Origin of the sequence: Shouchella clausii (assembly GCF_002250115.1) — a bacterium.
Lineage (GTDB): Bacteria > Bacillota > Bacilli > Bacillales > Bacillaceae_D > Shouchella > Shouchella clausii.
The window spans coordinates 4,169,178-4,186,138 of record NZ_CP019985.1 but is presented as its reverse complement, the minus strand read 5'-3'; the positions used below and the strand labels follow the sequence as shown (position 1 = coordinate 4,186,138).

Here is a 16,961-nt window from a genome sequence, read left to right as displayed (position 1 = left end):
AGGGGTGTTTTTACATATGTTGCAAGCAAAAACAAGATGGCGCATTTTAGAACAGAACGAGCTGTTGGCGCAAGAGCTCGCAGACGAGCTGCGTGTATCGATGTTAACGGCCCGTCTGCTTGTACGCCGGGGAATCCAAACAGTCCAGGCGGCCAAGCGCTTTTTACACTACGAAGAGCCGACGTTTTACGATCCCTTCTTGTTGAAAGGGATGGAAGAAACGATTGAACGAATCGCCCTCGCAGTCAAACGGAACGAACGCATTCTTGTTTTTGGTGACTATGATGCTGATGGTGTCAGTTCTACTTCCGTGATGCTAACAGCGTTACAAACGTATGGCGCCGACTGTGATTACTATATACCAAACCGTTTTACAGAAGGATACGGGCCCAATTGCCCAGCGCTTGACTTTGCAAAAAGGCAAGGTTATCACTTAGTGATAACAGTCGATACAGGCATTTCTGCTTTGAATGAAGCTGCTCATGCCAAAGACATCGGCCTGGATTTTATTATCACTGACCACCACGAGCCGCCGCCGGTTTTGCCAGAGGCATTGGCGATCATTAATCCTAAGCAGCCTGGTTGCCCGTATCCATTTAAAGAGCTTGCCGGTGTAGGCGTTGCCTTTAAAGTTGCACACGCTTTGCTCGGGCGCCTGCCTGAAGAGTTGCTCGATTATGCTGTGATCGGTACGATCGCCGATTTGGTCCCACTCGTCGATGAAAATCGGCTGTTGGCCAAAAAGGGGCTTCGCGCAATTGAATCAAGCGGCCGCCCTGGGATCCGTGCCTTAAAGGAAGTATGCAGCATAAAGCAGGAAGCAATGGACGCCGACCATATCGGCTTTGCGATTGGGCCTCGTCTAAATGCGGCAGGGCGGCTTGATTCTGCTAATCCAGCCGTTGAGCTGCTCCTAGCTGATGAAGATGAAGAAGCAAAAGCGCTAGCCACAGAAATCGATAGCCTCAATAAAGAACGGCAAGCAATTGTTAGCAAAATGACAGAAGAAGCGATTCGCCTTGTTGAAACAACTTATGGCACAAAGATCCCTCATGCCATCGTTGTAGCGAAGGAAGGCTGGAATCCAGGGGTCATCGGAATTGTTGCTTCTCGCCTTGTAGAACAGTTTTACCGTCCGACAATTGTCATGAGCATTGACGAATCTTCAGGACTTGCCAAAGGCTCGGCCAGAAGCATTGAAGGGTTTGACATGTACCGGGAATTAGCGAATAATCGGGACATACTCCCTCATTTTGGTGGACACCCGATGGCAGCAGGGATGACACTTAAAACAAACGACATTGGCGACTTACGTTCTCGTTTAATCGAGCAAGCCAAGCAGACACTTACTGACGACATGCTTACACCTGCCACGGATATAGACCTCGTTGCAGAGGTGGAGGATGTCACCGTTCAAGTGATTGGCGAGTTGCAGGCACTTGCTCCGTTTGGCGTTGCCAACCGTAAACCGATTGTACTTGTTGAGGATGCGCACATTTCCGATATGCGTCGGATTGGCAGCAACCAAAACCATTTGAAAATCCAGTTTGCTGGCGCCCAAAAGCCGCTTGACGGAATAGCTTTTAGAATGGGGCATCTGTATGAAGAGATCACGCCACATGCAAAGTTATCAGCAATCGGAACGGTATCGTTGAATGAATGGAACGGAAAAGTAAAACCACAGCTTATTATTGACGATCTCGCCGTATTGGAGTGGCAACTATTTGATTGGCGTAGCATCCAGCCAAACCGCTTAAACAGTCGGTTGCTTGACTTGCCTCGTGAAAAACTCGTCGCTATTTCCTTTCAAGAAGGGACAAAGGAAAGACTTGGGTTGGATGTACCGGTATATGATTACCAACAAGCGCCTTCCTTTTTTGAAGCTTATGTCGTATTGCTCGATTTGCCTAGCAACCGGGTTGAATTGGAAACTCTTTTTTCTAAGAAAGGGAAACCAAGCCGTGTTTATGTTGTGTTCTCGGAGGAGGAAGAATCGTTTTTTCAAACGAATCCAAACCGTGAGCAGTTCAAATGGTATTACGGATTTATTAAGAAAAAACAACGCTTTTCACTGAATCAACTCGGCGCTAAGCTTGAAAAGCACAAAGGCTGGTCAGCCCGCACGGTCGAATTTATGACCACTGTATTTTTAGAACTTGGTTTTATTAAGCTTGACGCCGGCATCGTTGAAGCCGTAGAAAACCCTGAAAAAAAAGCGTTGACTGCATCGCCGACTTACCAAGCCAAGCAGGAAAAAGCATGGCTTGAAAATGAATTTGTTTTTGCTTCTTATCAACAGTTAAAAGAATGGTTCCAGGCTGCCATCGAAGGGAGCGCTGAAACAAAAGAGGAGTCGATCCTAAATGGATTATAAACAATATATTACGATTGTCGAAGATTGGCCGCAAGAAGGCATACGCTTTAAAGACATTACGACGCTGATGCAAAACGGCACAGCCTACAAGCGCGCCGTTGAAGAACTTGCCGCTTACGCAAAAGAAAAACAAGCAGACGTCATTGTCGGCCCTGAAGCACGGGGCTTTGTAGTAGGTTGCCCAATCGCGACTGAACTTGAAATCGGCTTTGTCCCTGTCAGGAAAAAAGGCAAATTGCCTCGGGAAGTGATTGAAGCCAATTATGGTCTTGAATACGGAAAAGACTGCTTAACCATCCATAAAGATAGCATCCAGCCAGGCCAACGCGTCGTCATTACCGATGACCTTCTCGCAACAGGAGGAACGATTGAAGCAACGGCCAAAATGGTAGAGCAACTCGGTGGGAAAGTGGTCGGGATTGCCTTCCTGATTGAATTGGCTTATATAGGCGGCCGCGATAAACTAAAGCAGTATGACTTGTTTTCATTAATGTCTTACGAATAAACCGCTTACAGACTGGTGTGCGAATTGGCACAGCAGTCTTTTTGCAATTTCTAAGCCGCTCTCCCTTTACAACACTGAACGAGTAGCGGATAATAGAAAGAAAACTTGTCGAATGAGTAAAGGTGATTTCATGACAATTGATCAGGTGCTCGAAAAAGCGCGTGCGTATTTGACAAAAGACGATGTTGTCTTTTTGGAAAAAGCGTACGAGTTTGCTGAAAAGGCACACAGTGGTCAGTACCGTAAATCGGGAGAGCCCTATATTTTACACCCAGTCCAAGTAGCTGGCATTATTGTCGGGCTTGAATTAGATCCGAATACGATTGCCGCCGCTTTTCTTCATGATGTCGTTGAAGATACCGAAGCAACAGTCGACGATTTGGAAGAAGCGTTTAACGAGGAAGTCGCTATGCTAGTTGACGGCGTAACAAAATTAAAGAAGTTTAAATATAAATCCAAAGAGGAGCAGCAAGCCGAAAACCACCGGAAAATGCTTATGGCCATGGCTAAAGATATCCGCGTCCTCTTGATTAAACTGGCAGACCGTCTCCATAACATGCGGACACTTAAATTCATGCCACCGCAGAAGCAGCGGATTACTTCAAACGAAACGTTAGAGATCTTTGCTCCATTGGCACATCGTCTTGGAATTTCAACGATTAAATGGGAACTGGAAGATACAGCGCTTCGTTATTTGGATCCACAGCAGTATTACCGTATTGTCAATTTAATGAAACGGAAACGTGCTGAACGGGAAGAATATTTGACAGAAGTGATGGACAAAATCAAAGTCCAACTTAAAGAAGTAAACGTACAAGCAGAATTGTCAGGCCGGCCAAAGCATATATACAGCATTTACCGGAAAATGGTGATTCAGCACAAACAATTTAATGAAATTTATGATTTGCTAGCTGTCCGAATTATTGTTAAAAACATTAAAGACTGTTATGCGGTTCTTGGCGTCATTCATACGTGCTGGCGCCCCATGCCAGGACGCTTTAAAGATTACATTGCCATGCCAAAAGCAAATATGTATCAGTCGCTGCATACAACCGTAGTCGGACCGAACGGAGACCCGCTGGAAGTGCAGATCCGCACAGAGGACATGCACCGGGTAGCCGAATATGGTGTTGCCGCCCATTGGGCGTATAAAGAAGGGAAAACACTCTCAAGCAACCGCTATTCGTTTGAAGATAAATTAACGTGGTTCCGCGATGTGATTGAATCGCAGACAGACACAAATGACGCCCAAGAGTTTATGGAATCTATGAAAATGGACCTGTTTTCCGATATGGTGTTTGTGTTTACACCAAAAGGCGACGTCATTGAATTGCCCCGGGGATCGGTTCCGCTTGACTTTGCTTATCGGATCCATAGTGAGATCGGCAACCGATGCATCGGTGCGAAAGTGAACAGCAAAATGGTCCCCCTTGACCATGAACTAAAAACGGGTGACATTGTCGAAGTGATGACGTCGAAACACTCATATGGGCCAAGCCATGACTGGTTGAAAATTACTAAGTCGTCACATGCTAAAAACAAAATCAAACAGTGGTTTAAAAAAGAGAAACGCGAAGAAAATGTCCTCAAAGGGAAAGAAGCAATCGAGAAAGAAATACGGGCGCTTGATTTTGATGTAAAAGACATTTTAACGCACGAAAATTTACAAGAAGCGATTAGCAAGTTCAGTTTTGCTGGCGAAGAAGATATGTACGCAGCAGTTGGTTATGGCGGGATTAGCGCTAAACAAATTGTCAATCGCCTAACTGAAAAACAACGCAAAGCAAAAGACAGCGAGCAGGAGCAACAATCCCTTGACGCTGTGCTAAACGAAATCCAAACGGTTTCGCCAAACAAGCGGACAAATTCAATTGGCGTGCATGTAAAAGGTGTCGACAATATGCTTATCCGCCTAGCACGATGTTGCACGCCAGTGCCAGGAGATGAGATTGTCGGCTACATTACAAAAGGCCGTGGCGTTTCCATTCATCGCAAAGATTGCCCGAATGTCATAGCCGATTCAGATTCGTCCCGTTTGCTTGAAGTGGAATGGGAAGGAAATGAGCAGCAGGGCAAGTCGTATAATGTCGACATTGAGATTACTGGATTTGATCGCAACGGTTTGTTAAATGAAGTGTTGCACACATTGACAGAAACGCGCACGCAAATTAATACGATTTCTGGCCGTTCTGACCATAAGCATAAACTGGCGACAATTGAAATGAGCATTTCTATTTCCAATATCGCTCATTTGCAAAAAGTGGTAGACAAAATTAAACAGTTAAAAGACATTTACTCTGTACGGAGGGTAACCCATTAGCGTCGAAGCAGGTGAAAAAAATGCGAGTTCTAGTCCAGCGAGCGAAACGGGGCAGTGTTCGAGTCGACCAAAAAACAGTTGGCGACATTGGGCCAGGCCTCGTCCTCTTAGTTGGAATTTCTCAAGAAGATACGGAAGCGGACGTACGTTTTTGCGCAGAAAAAGTAGCCCATTTGCGCATTTTTGAAGACAGCTCTGCCAAAATGAACGAATCGGTACTCGATCAAGGCGGTTCCGTCTTATCGATTTCGCAATTTACGCTTTATGGAGACTGTAAAAAAGGACGTCGTCCTAATTTCATGCGTGCTGCTAAGCCTGAAAAGGCAAAGCAGCTTTATGAACTTTTTAACAGCTATTTGCGAGAACTCGGCCTTGTTGTGGAAACAGGCGAGTTTGGGGCTATGATGGAAGTAGAGTTAATTAATGATGGTCCGGTAACGATATTAGTTGAAAGTGAGTAAGAGCTTGTCGTCTTAATCGAGTCGCCATCTTCACTTAAGGGAGATCCGAATAGACGAGTGTTAACGAGCCTATACTTGCACAAACGAAGATGTATACAAGCGTTTAATTGACAGTCTGGAGCTTGCCAGTTGGCAGGCTCTTTTTATAAGACGAATTGTAATATGAAGTGCAACACCTAAAGAAAGACAGCTCATGGAACCCTCGTGTAAGATGTTCGTAACCACACAAACCATCAAGGAGGGCAACATGAGCTGCTACCACCATCTTACCACATTTGATCGCGCACGTATGGAAACGATGACTCATCTTGGGATGTCGCTTCGGCAGATCGCTAAGAACCTTGGGCGCAGTCCGTCCACGATTTCTCGGGAACGACGCCGAAATGCGAACGGGAAGACGTCTTATCAATCGGAGAAAGCCCATGAGATAGCTCAGAGAAGAAGAAAGGCATCGAAACCAAAGGGGAAATGGTCGCCTGAGCTCGCTGCGTTCATCACAGAAAAACTCGATCGAACGTGGTCGCCTGAGCAAATTGTTGGACGGTGCTTCTCTGGGACGCTTTCCTTTAAAACGCTTTATCGGTGGGTCTATCAAGGGCGTTTACAACGGACAGCCGCTGTACTGCGTCGTAAAGGGAAAAGCCAAAAACCCTATGAAACCCGTGGGCGCTTCACCGTTGGGACATCTATCAAGCAGAGACCTAAAGAAATCCGAACACGAGAGACCTTTGGCCATTGGGAACTGGACACGGTCGTATCGGGTCGTGGGAAAAGCAAAGGCTGCCTAGCGACCTTTATTGAACGAAAAACCCGTTGGTATTGTGCGATCCCCATGCCAGACCGAACGGCCGCCTCTATGGAGAAAGCCATCCGAAAGCTGGAAACCTCTTTGCCTAAAAACGCCATTCAAACAGCCACCGTAGACCGTGGAAAAGAGTTTGCCTGTTATGGTCCGATCGAAGAAACAGGAGCGATTTCCTTTTATTTTGCGGATCCTTATTCTTCTTGGCAAAGAGGCAGTAACGAAAACGGGAATGGCCTCCTCCGAGAGTTTTACCCGAAGGGAACGGATTTTGCTTGTATCGATCCATTTGAATTAGCTAAGAATTTAGCTCTTATCAATGAACGACCAAGGAAATGTTTACAATGGCGAACTGCCCACGAGGCATTTACCTATGAACTGTTGCACTTGAATTGACAATTTATCATAAATTAAAGGTTGACATGAAGGGAGAAACAAGTACAATAAAGTTGAAATGAGAACGTTTTCAATAAAGGAGTGGATCAATGCCCACAATTAAAGATGTGGCCCTTCGTGCTGGTGTGTCACGGTCAACGGTTTCCCGTGTAATGAACAATCAGCCTTATGTGGATGAGGAAAAACGGAAAGCCGTCAAACAAGCAATGAAGGAGCTGGGCTATTTACCGAATTCATCGGCTCAACGCCTTAGGGGAACAGAAACACGGACAATTGCTGTCCTTGTTTCACGAATCGTAAACCCTTTTTTTAGTGCAATTGTAGACGCGATGGACGAGGTCGCTGCTGAACAGTCGTATAGGCTTATTTTATGCAACACAAGAGGTTCTGCAAACCAAGAGCTCCATTTCTTGCAGCTTTTGCGAACCAAACAAGTCGATGGCCTTATTCTTGCTTCGCTCGTTAATGATTGGGAAACGATTGCCCCCTATACGGATTATGGGCCCATTGTCATTTGCAATGAATATCCACGGCAGTCTGATGGAGTACCAGTCGTGACAATTGACCAGAGTAAAGCGATGTACGAAGCAACTGTCCATTTGTTAAAAAAAGGTTATAAGCAAATTGCTTATTGCAATCCGATCACAAAAACGGAATCCGATGCCGTTATTTCGCCACTTGCCCAAGATCGTTATTTAGGGTTTTGCCAGGCAATGGAAGAAGCCGGGATGCACATGTATGGCGAATGTTTGTTTTTGGGACATTCCCTTGAGGACGGCAGAAATATATTCAAACAAATGGTGTGCTTAGCTAACCGGCCTGATGCCATTTTGACAGGAAGCGATGAAGTGGCAGCTGGAATAATCGCTGAGGCAAAAGCTGCTGGCTGGAAAATCCCTGATGACTTAGCGATTGTCGGCTTTGACAATCAACCGCATGCTACTTTGATTGAACCCGAGTTGACGACGATTCACCAGCCTGTGCAGGAAATGGGCAGGGCAGCAATGGAACGTATGCTCGCTTTGTTGCGAAAAGAGAGTCCACCACCGTTAGCGACATATTTGGAGGCGCCGCTGTTGGCGCGGAAATCAACTTAACGATTACTGGGAACGATTCCAGGAAGGGGAAATACAATGAATGTAACCATTTGGAATGAATTTAGGCATGAACAAAAAGATGAAGCTGTGCGCAGCGTTTATCCAGACGGGATTCACCAAGTCATTGCTGATTTTTTAGGCAAAGAACATCAAGTTTCAACGGCAACACTAGACGAGCCTGAACATGGTTTGACAGAAGAGGTGTTAAACCAAACCGATGTCCTTGTTTGGTGGGGGCATATTGCTCACCACGAAGTAGATGATGAAGTAGTCGAGCGCGTTCATAAAAGGGTGCTTGAGGGAATGGGCTTGATTGTCCTTCATTCAGGCCATTTTTCGAAAATATTCAAGAAATTGATGGGGACGGGATGCGATTTAAAATGGCGTGAGGCGGATGAAAAAGAGCGCCTTTGGGTTGTGAGTCCAAGCCATCCAATTGCAGAAGGCATTGATGAATACTTTGAACTAGAGAAGGAAGAAATGTATGGTGAGCACTTTGATATTCCGAATCCAGATGAGATCGTTTTTCTTAGCTGGTTTCAGGGTGGCGAAGTGTTCCGTAGCGGCTGTACGTACACGAGAGGAAACGGCAAAATCTTTTATTTTCGTCCAGGGCATGAAACGTATCCAACGTTTAAAAATCAACATGTCCAACGGGTCATCGAAAATGCCGTTCGCTGGGCAGCACCGACGAAACGGGCATATCCTGCTTACGGAAACGCCAAGCCCCTTGAGCCGGTTCAAGGGGGAAGCAAATGATACAATTAAAACTAGGGTTTATTGGCGTCGGCGGCATTGCATCAGGCAGGCATATCCCTGCATTTTCGAAAATTGAGGGAGTCGAACTGGCTGGCGTTTATGATGTTAATGAGAACAGAGCGAAAGAAGTTGCCGACCAATTTGCGATTCCTTTTGTCGCAAAAGAGGCAGCGGAACTGTTCAAACGTGTCGATGCTGTTATTATTTGTACGCCTAACAAGTTCCACCATGAGATGTCCGTTGCTGCACTTGAAGCTGGTGTCCATGTATTTTGTGAAAAACCGATGGCCATTACGGATGCAGCGTGTGAGGACATGGTCAACGCAGCCGAGAAAGCAAAGCGTGTATTGCAAGTCGGTTACCATTACCGTTTTAAAAAGGAATCGCAAGCCGCCAAACGCCTAATTGCTTCTGGAGGAATCGGCGACCCTCTAGTCGTGCGTGTCGAAGCGATGCGGCGGAGAAAAGTCCCTGGATGGGGCGTGTTCACCAATAAATCCCTTCAAGGCGGAGGGTGTCTAATGGATTACGGTTGTCATTTGTTAGATTTAGCACTTTGGCTCCTTGACTTCCCAGAAATAGAAAGTGTTCACGGCCAAACGTACGAAATGGTCAGCCGTGATCCTGACCAAGTCAATCAATGGGGATTGTACGATGCAACGACCATTGATGTCGAAGACCACGCCACTGCGTATATTAAATTTAAAAACGGCGCGACGATGCTATTTGAAACGTCATGGGCTGCCAATGTTCCTGAAGACAAAGAAACATTAAGCATCTCTGGCACGCAAGGTGGCGTAAACGTGTTTCCTTATGCTGTCAACCATGCTTCTCAAGGAATGATGACGACTACTGTGGCGGACTGGATTTCCGGAGAAAGTGACGAAGGGCTAGCACAAGCACGGCATTTTGTCGCTGCCTGCACGAGTGGAACAGAACTGATCGTGAAACCGAATGAAGCCCGTCTCGTTTCAAGCATCATCGAACAAATTTATAAACAGAGTAAGTAAGCTTCGATCATTGGCGATGGTTCATTCCGATTGAACGAAACCAGCCCCAACTTTCTGAAGTCTCCTCCTTTCATCCTTGGATGAAGAGAAGGAGACTTCTTTTCGCTTTACGGAGATGCTTCTTTTTGTGGTAATCTAAAGCAAAAAGGGGGAGAAACGGTGGAGCTAGGCAGCACCATGTTCACATTTTTGCAAGAGCAAATTGACAAAGAACGCCTTCCTGGGGCCGTCATTAGCGTGATTCACCGAAACCGCCTGCTTTTCCGGGGTGCGATCGGTTATCGCCAGTTATGGCCAGAAAGGCAGCCGATGAGCGTCAATACCGTTTTTGATTTAGCTTCTTTAACGAAAGTTGTTTGCACGTTGCCGCTCATTTTACAGTTATGGCAAAGTAAGCGACTCTCCCTTCATATGCCCGTAGCAGAGGTGCTTCCTCCTTTCGGCGCTAATGGGAAGGAAAATGTAACGCTTTTCCAGTTGCTGACCCATTCAGCAGGGCTTCCTGCCAGCGTCCCCTTTTATAAGGAGAGGCTTAATTATAACGAAACGATTGCCCGTGTGTGTCATCAAGCGCCTACGTACACACCTGGAAGCCGTGTTGTTTACAGCGATTTAGGTTTTATTGCCCTTGGAGCAATCATCGAACAAGTAACTGGAAAGAGTTTGCAACAAGTTGCAAACGAATGGATATATACACCTCTTGGCATGCAGGAAACACAGTTTTGCCCGCGATTTCCTGCTATTCGTTACGCAGCAACGGAATGGGATCATTGGTTAGGACGTCCTAAATGCGGTGAAGTCCATGATGAGAATGCTTTTGCCATGGGGGGCGTCAGTGGCCATGCAGGGCTTTTTTCGACAGTGAGTGACATTGAAAAATTTGCTTGTGAAATGCAAGCAGCAACTCCTTTGCTATTTGACCCAGACATTCTCCGCTATGCTCGGCAACATTTTAGCGCTGGTATGGAAGAACCCCGTGGACTCGGCTGGATTGTAAAAGGGGCACAGACCAACTCGTCTTGCGGCCGCTTTTTTTCCCCGTTTTCCTATGGCCATCTTGGTTTTACAGGCACTAGTATATGGTTTGACCCTGTTGCTGAGCTTGCGGTCATCTTTTTAACGAACCGTGTCCATTTAGGAAGAGACAATCATGCGATTCGCCGTATTCGCCCCGCACTCCATGACTTAATCTATCAATGCCTCTTTTCTTGAAAATACGTTTAAAACGCCCTTGGAATGGCTATCCTAACAAAAACGTTGGGAAAAGGGGCGGTTACATGCGGACTAGTAGCAACTATCCAGTGCCGTTTTACACGCAATGGGAAAAAGAGATTCCTACCCCAATAGGAGCCTGGGATCCGGTAAAACCTTTGGAAACAGGTATCGAGCAACATTCTTTACCGATTTATAAAAAACAGCAAAATCGCAATTAACGGTTGACACCGGTCTGTGTAATTCGTATAGTTATAAACATCTTAGAGTTATTGTTGAAGCATATAAGTGCACAAAAAGGGCGGCACTAAACGGCTGCTGTTTTGTTAACATCACAATTGAAAAATGGGTTAAAACCAATGATAAGGCATAGTAGTTAAGGGCAATAGATGCAAAGAGAGGGCCGCCTAGGCTGAAAGCGGCCTCTTCTACCGTAACGAATGAACACCTTTGAGGATCCTTTCTGAACAACCACTGGTTTAGTAGGAAAGGGCGTAGCTGGCGTTAACAGACAAAAGTGGGGGCTTTATGCCTCAATTTGGGTGGTACCACGGGATATGCTCCCGTCCCAGATGATCGGATCATCTGGGACGGGAGTTTTTTTATGGAAAAGGAGAGATGAGATATGTCGATTCAGCTGCCGCGGGGGACGCAAGATATTTTGCCAGAAGACGCAGCAATTTGGCAGTACATTGAACAAGTTGCTAAGGAAACATGCGAAACATACCATTATCAAGAAATCCGTACACCGATCTTTGAACATACCGAAATTTTTTCAAGGGGTGTAGGCGATACGACTGATATTGTTCAAAAAGAAATGTATACCTTTTCGGACCGAGGCGGTCGCAGCTTAACACTAAGGCCTGAGGGAACGGCGGCAGTCGTTCGTTCTTATGTCAACCATAAACTGTATGCATCCCCAGCACAGCCAACGAAGTTGTACTACACAGGCCCAATGTTTCGTTATGAGCGCCCACAAGCAGGGCGTATGCGTCAGTTTGTCCAATTTGGCGTAGAGGCACTTGGCAGCGCTAGCCCCCAACTAGATGCGGAAGTGCTAGCATTGCTCATCGCCATCTGCAAAAAACTTGGCCTTGTCAACTTGAAACTGGTCATCAATTCACTTGGCGATTCGGAAAGCCGTAAGGCGCATCGGGAAGCATTAATCGCCCACTTTAAACCATCAATTGATGAATTTTGTAGCGATTGCCAAATGCGACTTGAAAAAAATCCATTACGTATTCTCGATTGCAAAAAGGATAGAGAGCATCCGCTTATGGCGACAGCACCGTCGATTTTAGATTATTTAAATGAAGAGTCCCGTGCTTATTTTCAGTCGCTAAAGGAAACGCTCGACTTGCTGAACATTCCTTATGTAGTCGACCCAACGCTTGTACGTGGGTTGGATTATTACAACCATACCGCATTTGAATTGCTTAGTACGGCTCCAGGATTCGGAGCAATTACAACGCTATGCGGAGGCGGTCGCTACAATGGACTTGTCCAGGAATTTGGCGGCCCAGAGACGCCAGGCATCGGATTTGCCTTCAGCATCGAACGCTTTATATTAGCGATGAAAGCGGAGAATGTCGACTTGCCAGTACCGCAAAGCCTCGATGCGTATTTAGTTACTCTCGGCGATGAAGCGAGCCACCTAGGGCCGCAACTGTTGCAACGTTTGCGCGATGGAGGCATTCGTGCCGATAAAGACTACTTAGGCAAAAAAATGAAAGCACAGCTTAAAGCGGCTGACCGTTATCAAGCGTCTTATACAATTATTATTGGCGAAGACGAAATGGCGAAGCAACAAGCGCTCGTTAAACAAATGGCAACTGGAGAACAAACGGTAGTCGCCTTTAACGATTTGACATCATTTCTACAAGAACAGATACGAGGAGGAAACTAGGAGATGAAACGTACACATCATTGTGGCCAACTTGACAAAACACTAGCAGGCCAACAGGTACAACTAAAAGGGTGGGTGCAGCGGCGCCGTGATTTAGGCCAGGTGGTTTTTTTAGATCTTCGTGATCGCTCTGGTATCGTCCAAGTTGTGTGCAGTCCGGAAGTCAGTGAAGAAGCGTTGAAAGCAGCTGACCGTGTCCGCAATGAGTACCTTGTCGCCGTTTCAGGCACTGTGGTGGAACGGAATGAACAGGCAGTTAATGACAAGCTGGCGACTGGCGCTATCGAAGTTCACGTTCGTGAGCTCGAAATCATGAATGTCTCGAAATCTTTGCCATTCCAAATTGAAGCAGACACGGATGCAGCTGAAGACGTCCGCTTGAAATACCGTTATTTGGATTTGCGTCGCCCTGATATGCAAGAAGCGTTCGCGATGCGTCACAAAATCATGAAAAGCGTTCGTGATTTTCTTGATGCAGATGGCTATTTGGAGATTGAGACGCCGATGCTCACAAAAAGCACGCCAGAAGGGGCGCGCGATTATTTGGTGCCGAGCCGCGTCCACCATGGCCAGTTTTATGCGCTGCCACAATCACCGCAAATTTTCAAGCAACTGTTGATGGTGTCCGGTTTTGAAAAGTACTTCCAAATTGTCCGCTGTTTCCGTGATGAAGATTTGCGCGCAGACAGGCAGCCTGAATTTACGCAAATCGATATTGAAACAAGCTTTCTTGATACAGAGGATATCTTGGCGATGGCTGAAGCCATGATGGAGAAATTGTTGAAAGAAACACACGGGCTTGACCTAAAGCGGCCTTTCCCGCGGATGACGTACGACGAAGCGATGAACCGCTACGGTTCTGACAAGCCTGACACTCGTTTTGGCATGGAACTGATCGAACTCTCTGACGTGCTCAAAGACACGGAGTTTAAAGTGTTTAAAGGTGCGTTAGAAGCGGGCGGCATTATTAAAGGCCTTACACTAAAAGGCGGAGCCGATAAGCTTTCACGAAAAGATATTGATGCGCTAGCTGATTTTGTTAAGCCTTATGGGGCAAAAGGGTTGGCTTGGCTCAAAGTTGATGACGAAGGGATAAAGGGCCCGATTGCCAAATTCTTTAATGAAGCACAAACGGCTGCATTGCTTGCGGCAATGGACGCTGAAGCAGGCGATTTGCTCTTTTTCGGAGCGGATAAGAAGCAAGTTGTGTTTCATGCACTGGGCGCGCTGCGCTTAAAGTTTGGAAAGGACTTTCAGCTAATTGACGAAAACGCGTTTCACTTCCTCTGGGTAACCGATTTTCCACTTGTCGAATATGACGAACAAGCAAAACGGTTTGTTGCGCTCCATCATCCGTTTACACGCCCGAAAGCGGAAGACTTGGACCTTATGGAAACCCATCCAGAGCAAGTGCGTGCCGAAGCATATGACCTTGTCTTAAACGGCTTTGAGCTTGGCGGCGGTTCACAGCGCATCTATGAACGGGAACTGCAAGAAAAAATGTTCAAGCTCCTTGGTTTTAGTTCAGAAGCGGCTAAAGAAGAGTTTGGCTTTTTACTTGAAGCATTTGATTATGGAACGCCTCCACATGGCGGCATTGCCTTAGGTCTTGACCGAATCGTCATGCTTCTTGCACGCAAAAGCAATTTACGTGAGGTGATTGCTTTTCCAAAAACGGCAAGCGCTAGCGACCTTCTAACCGAAGCGCCAAACAAAGTGAGCGTTGAACAGCTAATTGATTTAAACTTGTCCATTATTAACAAGCGCAGTTGACAAATACGTTGCCGCTGCTTATAATGTGCCTAATATAAAAATGAATAAGAACTTATCAAGAGTGGCGGAGGGACCTGACCCAATGAAGCCCGGCAACCAGTTTATTTGTAAACCACGGTGCTACATTCAGCAGAGCAGCTTTTGTTCTGAAAGATAAGTGAGGCGAACCCCTTTTCTTATCTGAAAAGGGGTTTTTTCAATGGAGAAAGGGTGAAGACGGTGAAAATAGGCATTATTGGATTTGGGACAGTAGGGACTGGCATTTACGAGCGCATCACCAGTACACAAAGAGCCCTCCAACAAATGGTAAGTGATCGGATTGAACTTGTGTCCATTTTAGTAAAAGATCAGTCTAAGCATAGGCAAAGCGAAGGGGCCAAACTCGTTACGTCATCATGGGATCTTTTCCGGGAGGCTGCTACATATGATGTTGTGTTTGAAGTAACAAATGTTGTCGAACCGGCCAGAACATATACGGAAAGCTTGCTAGCAGAAGGCGTATCTGTAGTGACAGCCAATAAGAAGCTTGTCGCCTTACACGGTAAAGAACTAGAGGGGGTTGCCCTTTCATCTGGTGCCTATTACGGCTACGACGCTGCCGTTTGTGGAGCGATCCCGATTGTGAATGTGCTGCAAAGCGTATTGGCAACAACGGTGATTGAGGGAGTATCAGGCATTTTAAACGGCACAACCAACTTTATTCTCACTGAAATGGACAGTGGCAAAACCTATCAACAAGCTCTAGATGAAGCGCAGCGGCTTGGCTATGCAGAAACAGACCCGACGTCCGATGTAGAAGGCTATGACGCCCTTTATAAGTTAACTTTGCTGGCGCGTCTTTGTTTTGGTCAATGGGTCGACATATCGGCATTTGAACGCCAAGGAATTAGCGGGATTGAACCATGGCATATACGGGTGGCAAAAGAAAACCAGTTTGCCTTAAAGCTTGTTGGCACCTCTTTTTTACAACAAGACGGCAGCATAACTGGTACTGTGAAGCCTGCTTTTGTGAAGGAAACGCATCTATTAGCGGGCGTAAACGGTGTGGCCAATGGCGTTCTATTACAAGGAAAAGACATTCAGCAACTGTTTTTTGCTGGCCCAGGTGCAGGGCAAGAGGCAACAGCTAATAGCGCTGTCGAAGACTTTATTCTACACGAGAAAGGCAACCGTCTGCGTAGGACCGTCCTTTCCCAGCCTGCATCGAATATGCCTCAGCTGCAAAAGCAGCTTTGGTTTGTACCTACTGGAGCTGATGTCAGTGACGTTTCCAGCAATATTCATGTGTGGCAACGCCGCCGCGAAAAAGAGGGCGATGTCCTTTTAGTGACGGCACCACATGTAGAAATTCCTTATCAGTCGTATCAAGTAATCGGTGCGGAGCATGTATTTAAACAGGAACAGGCACATGCTTTATGAGCGGAATTTTGTTTCAGGGACAAGTTTTTTGAACGCTTTAATAAAGGATTCGGGATTTTGCTTAATTTTATAAGTAACAACGCCTTGGCTTGTATGCAAATAAAGAAAACCAAGCTGGCTCTCTCCACTCGGCAGCCGGTAGGAAATGTCGAAAACAGAACCAATAGGGAACGAAGCGTTTTCTGTTTCAATCCGGTCAGGATAAAGAGCTAAATCAAACGACGTTTCGACAATTTGTTTTTTGAGTAAACCAATCTCCTGGCGAACTTCGATACAGCGGTGTGTTGCCAGCTTTGACATGGGCGATCCCTCCTTTGGTTAAACTGCTTAAACCTTGCCCAGTAAAGAAGGGCAAGCAAAAAGACAATGTACAATTACCATACCACATCTAAAAACAATTCTCGAATCTCACAATCACTGAAAAAGCCGTAGGAAAAACGTTTTAATTTTCCGTGAATACTTGAGAAGCGTTTAGAAAAAGAGTATAATGGCTATATAAACATTATCCTGAGATGTTCGTAAGAATTGTTTACTTTGAGCCAACACCTTAAAAAAGGGAGCTTGCCGTTATTGGCTCGCTTACATGCCCCGCAAGCTGGGGACGTAAAAAGGCCAATGCGAAGCACCCACCTGCCTTGCAGGTTCAAAGCACCAAGTTCTTACGGCATAGTCGGGATAATTGTGACGATGAAGCACCCTGGTGGGTGCTTTTTTGTTTTGGTCTTATAACGGCGAAAGAAATCAAAATCTCAAGGGTGATTGGCTAGTGTATTCCAGAGAAGGTCGGTCTTGAGCTTATAGGGAATATCACGGCTTCTCTAGAAAAATTCAAAGTTGGCTACCGGCAAAATTGAGCCAAGTTGGTGACTATGTGCTCAAGCTATATAAAGACGATAGCCGAAAAGGGAGTCCCCTCTCAGACTGATA

General features: G+C 46.1%; 13 protein-coding genes, 1 other RNA gene, 1 riboswitch and 1 other annotated feature. Of the genes, 13 read left to right on the top strand and 1 reads right to left on the bottom strand.

Features of this window, described 5'->3' with window-relative positions:
* Positions 1-16: 16 nt before the first annotated feature.
* The 12 genes from recJ (at position 17) to BC8716_RS20520 (ending at position 16,034) form a co-directional block, all read left to right on the top strand.
* A complete protein-coding gene (gene recJ, locus BC8716_RS20575) occupies positions 17-2,374 on the top strand; it encodes a single-stranded-DNA-specific exonuclease RecJ (protein ID WP_094428720.1) in 2,358 nt (785 codons plus the stop codon).
* Positions 2,364-2,879 carry an adenine phosphoribosyltransferase gene (locus BC8716_RS20570; RefSeq protein ID WP_094428718.1) on the top strand — a complete coding sequence of 172 codons (516 nt, stop codon included), beginning with the start codon at positions 2,364-2,366 and terminating at the stop codon, positions 2,877-2,879. Before recJ ends, BC8716_RS20570 begins: the two co-directional genes overlap by 11 nt.
* A 112-nt stretch (positions 2,880-2,991) precedes the next feature.
* On the top strand, positions 2,992-5,199 hold the full coding sequence (locus BC8716_RS20565) for a RelA/SpoT family protein (RefSeq protein ID WP_216924180.1): 2,208 nt from the start codon (positions 2,992-2,994) through the stop codon (positions 5,197-5,199).
* 20 nt (positions 5,200-5,219) lie between these two features.
* A complete protein-coding gene (gene dtd, locus BC8716_RS20560; protein ID WP_094428714.1) occupies positions 5,220-5,660 on the top strand; it encodes a D-aminoacyl-tRNA deacylase in 441 nt (146 codons plus the stop codon).
* 247 nt (positions 5,661-5,907) lie between these two features.
* Positions 5,908-6,858 carry an IS30 family transposase gene (locus BC8716_RS20555; protein WP_094428712.1) on the top strand — a complete coding sequence of 317 codons (951 nt, stop codon included), beginning with the start codon at positions 5,908-5,910 and terminating at the stop codon, positions 6,856-6,858.
* Positions 6,859-6,947: 89 nt separating this feature from the next.
* Positions 6,948-7,955, top strand: coding sequence for a LacI family DNA-binding transcriptional regulator (locus BC8716_RS20550; RefSeq protein WP_011246416.1), 1,008 nt, complete (start codon positions 6,948-6,950; stop codon positions 7,953-7,955).
* A 36-nt stretch (positions 7,956-7,991) separates the two neighbouring features.
* On the top strand, positions 7,992-8,714 hold the full coding sequence (locus BC8716_RS20545) for a ThuA domain-containing protein (protein ID WP_094428710.1): 723 nt from the start codon (positions 7,992-7,994) through the stop codon (positions 8,712-8,714).
* Positions 8,711-9,724, top strand: coding sequence for a Gfo/Idh/MocA family protein (locus BC8716_RS20540; RefSeq protein WP_011246418.1), 1,014 nt, complete (start codon positions 8,711-8,713; stop codon positions 9,722-9,724). Before BC8716_RS20545 ends, BC8716_RS20540 begins: the two co-directional genes overlap by 4 nt.
* A 159-nt stretch (positions 9,725-9,883) precedes the next feature.
* Entirely contained in the window at positions 9,884-10,936 is a 1,053-nt protein-coding gene (locus tag BC8716_RS20535) for a serine hydrolase domain-containing protein (protein ID WP_245850015.1), read from the top strand.
* Positions 10,937-11,286: 350 nt separating this feature from the next.
* Positions 11,287-11,510, top strand: a binding site (T-box leader).
* Between the two features lie 51 nt (positions 11,511-11,561).
* Entirely contained in the window at positions 11,562-12,842 is a 1,281-nt protein-coding gene (gene hisS / locus BC8716_RS20530) for a histidine--tRNA ligase (RefSeq protein ID WP_094428708.1), read from the top strand.
* A gap of 3 nt (positions 12,843-12,845) precedes the next feature.
* Positions 12,846-14,615, top strand: coding sequence for an aspartate--tRNA ligase (gene aspS, locus BC8716_RS20525; protein WP_094428706.1), 1,770 nt, complete (start codon positions 12,846-12,848; stop codon positions 14,613-14,615).
* Positions 14,616-14,664: 49 nt separating this feature from the next.
* Positions 14,665-14,775: riboswitch (SAM riboswitch) on the top strand.
* A 59-nt stretch (positions 14,776-14,834) separates the two neighbouring features.
* The gene (locus tag BC8716_RS20520) at positions 14,835-16,034 is read left to right on the top strand and encodes a homoserine dehydrogenase (protein ID WP_094428704.1); all 1,200 of its coding nucleotides are present in this window, start codon (positions 14,835-14,837) and stop codon (positions 16,032-16,034) included.
* Here BC8716_RS20520 and BC8716_RS20515 read toward each other — a convergent pair.
* Positions 16,029-16,334, bottom strand: a complete 306-nt coding sequence (locus BC8716_RS20515; RefSeq protein ID WP_011246423.1) for a hypothetical protein — start codon at positions 16,332-16,334, stop codon at positions 16,029-16,031. The genes BC8716_RS20520 and BC8716_RS20515 overlap by 6 nt on opposite strands.
* 201 nt (positions 16,335-16,535) lie before the next feature.
* On the opposite strand from BC8716_RS20515, the gene ssrS reads away from it, so the two are divergent.
* Positions 16,536-16,715, top strand: a non-coding RNA gene (ssrS, locus tag BC8716_RS20510) — 6S RNA.
* The last annotated feature ends 246 nt before the right edge of the window (positions 16,716-16,961 follow it).

Bases quoted from the DNA above. Each gene is read 5' to 3' on its own strand.
- BC8716_RS20555 (WP_094428712.1), top strand. From the start codon at position 5,908: ATGAGCTGCTACCACCATCTTACCACATTTGATCGCGCACGTATGGAA.
- BC8716_RS20545 (WP_094428710.1), top strand. From the start codon at position 7,992: ATGAATGTAACCATTTGGAATGAATTTAGGCATGAACAAAAAGATGAA.
- dtd (WP_094428714.1), top strand. From the start codon at position 5,220: ATGCGAGTTCTAGTCCAGCGAGCGAAACGGGGCAGTGTTCGAGTCGAC.
- BC8716_RS20540 (WP_011246418.1), top strand. From the start codon at position 8,711: ATGATACAATTAAAACTAGGGTTTATTGGCGTCGGCGGCATTGCATCA.
- recJ (WP_094428720.1), top strand. From the start codon at position 17: ATGTTGCAAGCAAAAACAAGATGGCGCATTTTAGAACAGAACGAGCTG.
- aspS (WP_094428706.1), top strand. From the start codon at position 12,846: ATGAAACGTACACATCATTGTGGCCAACTTGACAAAACACTAGCAGGC.
- BC8716_RS20565 (WP_216924180.1), top strand. From the start codon at position 2,992: ATGAGTAAAGGTGATTTCATGACAATTGATCAGGTGCTCGAAAAAGCG.
- hisS (WP_094428708.1), top strand. From the start codon at position 11,562: ATGTCGATTCAGCTGCCGCGGGGGACGCAAGATATTTTGCCAGAAGAC.
- BC8716_RS20515 (WP_011246423.1), bottom strand. From the start codon at position 16,334: ATGTCAAAGCTGGCAACACACCGCTGTATCGAAGTTCGCCAGGAGATT.
- BC8716_RS20570 (WP_094428718.1), top strand. From the start codon at position 2,364: ATGGATTATAAACAATATATTACGATTGTCGAAGATTGGCCGCAAGAA.
- BC8716_RS20550 (WP_011246416.1), top strand. From the start codon at position 6,948: ATGCCCACAATTAAAGATGTGGCCCTTCGTGCTGGTGTGTCACGGTCA.